Below are 3872 nucleotides of genomic sequence, written 5' to 3' on the forward strand. Positions count from 1 at the left end.
GCACGGTCGCCGAGGCGGCCCCGGCTGCGGCCCCGGCTGCGGCCCCGGCTGCGGCGCCCGCCGACGCTCCCGCCGCCGGGACCATCGCGGTGACGATCACCGGCCCGGGTTCGTTCAGCAGCACCGACACCGCGACCGCGAGCGGCGACGGCACGTGGACCGCCGACAACGGCATCACCCTCGGCGACGCCGGTGACTACAGCGTCGACGCGGAGTGCACCCTCACCGACCCGGTCCTCGACCAGCAGGTGACCTTCCGGTACGACACGCTCGGCCTGACGGTGGCGGCCCCGCCGCAGACCGTCGACCCGGCGATCGCCTGCAACGGCTGCAGCAACGTCAACCCCGGCGGCTCGGTGACCATCGGCGGCACCGGCTTCCCGGCGAACACCACCGCGACCGTCCGGCTCGCGGGCTACGCCGCGAAGACCAGCGGCGTGGACGCCGAGGGCGGTTTCGACCCGGTGACCATCGGCATCGACGCCGACCAGCCGGCGGGCACGCTCAACGGCACCGTCTCCGCGCCCGGTGCGCCGGCGGTCGCGTTCACCGTCCGGGTCAGCGTGCCGCAGACCGGCGGCGGCAACCCCGACGGTGACGTCCCCGGCGGCGACACCGACACCACGGGCGGCACCGCTCCGGGCACCGACGGCACGACCACGTTCGGCGGGGGCACCGGCTCCTCCGGGGTGACCTCGTCGGCGCCGACGCTGCCCCAGACCGGCACCGACCCGCTGTGGCCGGGCGTCGTCGGCGGCCTGCTCGTGCTCACCGGCGGTGGGCTGTTGTGGTTCGGCCGTCGTCGTGAGGAGAGCGCGGCCGGCCTCGCCTGAGCACCGAACCTCGACGCTGCGGGCGTCGCGTCCGGCACACCTGGACGCGGCGCCCGCAGCCTTGTGTCTCCAGCGACCCGAGTCGGATGCGTGTCGGCGCGTGCGGGGCCAGGGCATCCGGGGGCGGCGTTGTCGTCGTCGCCGATACAACCCCGGTATCGGCTCCTCCTCCGCCTTGCCCGCGAACGCCCTGATCCCCGCACGCATCCAACGGCGTCCAACTCGCGCCGCTAGGGTCCCGTGCAGGGCCGACGACGGCCCGTTCCCACGAGCACGCAGAGGCAGGTCACGGGCAGATGGCAGGAGTCGAAGGTCGGGTCGCACTGGTCACGGGCGCGGCGCAGGGCATCGGAGCCGCGATCGCGGCCCGGCTCGGCGCGGGCGGAGCGAAGGTCGGCGTGCTCGACCTCGACCGCGGTGCCACCGAGGAGACCGTCGAGGCGATCCGGTCGGCGGGCGGCACGGCGACCGGGCTCGGCGCCGACGTCAGCGACCGCGCCGCGATGTCGGCGGCCGTCGACGCCCTGGTCGGGGAGTTCGGCGGGCTGCACGTCCTGGTCAACAACGCGGGCGTGCTGCGCGACAACCTGCTGTTCAAGATGAGCGACGACGACTGGACGACCGTCATGCGGGTCCACCTGCAGGGCGCGTTCACCGCGACCCAGTTGGCCCAGAAGCACATGGTGCAGGCGAAGTACGGGCGGATCATCTCGATGTCGTCGACCTCGGCCACCGGCAACCGCGGCCAGACCAACTACTCGACCGCCAAGATGGGCCTGCAGGGCTTCACCAAGACCGTCGCGATCGAGCTCGGCCCGTTCGGCATCACCGCGAACGCCATCGCGCCCGGGTTCATCGAGACCGCCATGACCAAGGCCACCGCGGAGCGGGTCGGCACCACCATCGAGGCGATGCGGGAGGCGGTCTCGACCCGCAACCCGGTGCGTCGCGGCGGCGTCCCCGACGACATCGCCAACGCCGCCGCCTTCTTCGCGGCCGAGGAGTCGGGCTACGTCACCGGCCAGGTCCTCTACGTCGACGGCGGCTCCGAGCTCCTCTGAGTCTCCGGCCCCTGACCGTCGAGTGGCGCGCCGACCCGCCGAGTGGCGCACCTGAGCGCGCCACTCGACCGTCGTCCGCGCCACTCGACCGTGGTGGGACGGCCCGTGGTGACCGGTTGACTACCCTGGCGACGTGTTCGACACCCTCTCCGACCGCCTGACAGCGGCCTTCACGTCGCTGCGCGGCAAGGGCCGGTTGTCCGACGCCGACATCGACGCGACGGCCCGGGAGATCCGGATCGCACTGCTCGAGGCCGACGTCGCGCTGCCGGTCGTCAAGCAGTTCGTCGCCGCGGTCAAGGAGCGGGCCCGGGGTGCCGAGGTCAGCAAGGCGCTGAACCCGGCCCAGCAGGTCATCAAGATCGTCGACGAGGAACTGGTCGCGATCCTCGGCGGCGAGACCCGTCGGCTGCGCTTCGCCAAGACCCCGCCGACCGTCATCCTGCTGGCCGGTCTGCAGGGCGCCGGCAAGACGACCCTCGCCGGCAAGCTCACCCACTGGCTGACCGAGCAGGGGCACACGCCGCTGCTGGTCGCGTGTGACCTCCAGCGCCCGAACGCCGTGACCCAGCTGCAGGTCGTCGGGCAGCGCGCGGGTGTGCCGGTGTACGCGCCGGAACCGGGCAACGGCGTGGGCGACCCGGTCGTGGTCGCGCGCGACTCCATCGAGTTCGCCCGGCGAGCGCAGCACGACATGGTCGTGGTCGACACCGCCGGCCGGCTGGGCATCGACGCCGACATGATGCAGCAGGCCGCGGACATCCGTGACGCCGTGCAGCCCGACGAGATCCTGTTCGTCGTCGACGCCATGGTCGGTCAGGACGCCGTCAACACCGCCACCGCGTTCCAGGAGGGTGTCGGCTTCAGCGGCGTCGTCCTCACCAAGCTCGACGGCGACGCCCGCGGTGGCGCGGCGCTCTCGGTCCGGCAGGTCACCGGCGTCCCGATCATGTTCGCCAGCAACGGCGAGGGCCTCACCGAGTTCGACGTCTTCCACCCGGACCGCATGGCGTCCCGGATCCTCGGCATGGGCGACATGCTCTCCCTCATCGAGGCTGCGCAGAAGCAGTTCGACGAGGACGAAGCCGAGAAGATGGCGGCCAAGCTCGCCTCCGGCAACCAGTTCACGCTCGAGGACTTCCTCGAGCAGCTGCAGGCCATCCGCAAGATGGGCCCGATCGGGAACCTGCTCGGCATGCTGCCCGGCATGGGGCAGATGAAGGACGCCCTGGCGCAGGTCGACGACAAGGACCTCGACCGCACCGCGGCGATCATCCGGTCGATGACCCCCCTCGAGCGCGAGGACCCGAAGATCATCAACGGCTCGCGCCGGTTGCGGATCGCCAAGGGGTCCGGCGTCCAGGTGTCCGACGTCAACTCCCTCGTCGACCGGTTCTTCGAGGCCCGCAAGATGATGTCGAAGATGGCCGGCGGCATGCCGGGGATGCCCGGCATGCCGGGGCTCGGTGGCAACCGCAAGAACGCCCGCCAGCAGAAGAAGGGCAAGAACAAGCAGCTGGCCAAGAAGCAGCAGCAGCGCGCGGCCGCCCGTCCCGCCGGCGGTCCGCCCCGCCTGCCGGCCGCCGGCACCGGCCCCGCCGGCCTGCCGCCCGGCTTCCCCGGGCTGCCCGGCGGGCAGTCGCTGCCCGACCTGTCGAAGCTCAACCTCCCCGACCGCTAGACCCCGGCACCCCCCGCCCATCCACCTCACCCGGCGTCGCAGCGATGTGCCCGCCACCGGGCACGGACGTGGCGCGATGTGCCCGCTGCCGGGCACATCGCCGCGCGTTGTGCCCGCTACCGGGCACATCGGCGCCCGGCACGGCGGGTCGCGCGCCGGAGGAAGCGGCGTCGTGCACGGGGGCGGGCGGGGGATAGCGTCACCGGCATGAGCAACCCGTTCCACCCGCCGGCGCCGGACGCGACGCCCGATCCCGCGGCGGGCACCGAGGCGCCGCCGGCGACGTCCGGCCCGGCG

General features: G+C 73.1%; 3 protein-coding genes. All 3 read left to right on the forward strand.

Features of this window, described 5'->3' with window-relative positions:
• The coding region (locus tag ACXR2U_RS23895; RefSeq protein ID WP_458827595.1) for an LPXTG cell wall anchor domain-containing protein at nucleotides 1-833 on the forward strand (833 nt) is incomplete at its 5' end.
• 296 nt (nucleotides 834-1129) lie between these two features.
• Nucleotides 1130-1894: a 3-oxoacyl-ACP reductase FabG gene (fabG, locus tag ACXR2U_RS23900; RefSeq protein WP_458827596.1), complete on the forward strand. Its 765-nt coding sequence runs from the start codon at nucleotides 1130-1132 to the stop codon at nucleotides 1892-1894.
• Nucleotides 1895-2027: 133 nt separating this feature from the next.
• Nucleotides 2028-3575, forward strand: coding sequence for a signal recognition particle protein (ffh, locus tag ACXR2U_RS23905; RefSeq protein WP_458827597.1), 1548 nt, complete (start codon nucleotides 2028-2030; stop codon nucleotides 3573-3575).
• Nucleotides 3576-3872 lie beyond the last annotated feature (297 nt).

This window comes from Jatrophihabitans sp. YIM 134969 (assembly GCF_054456675.1).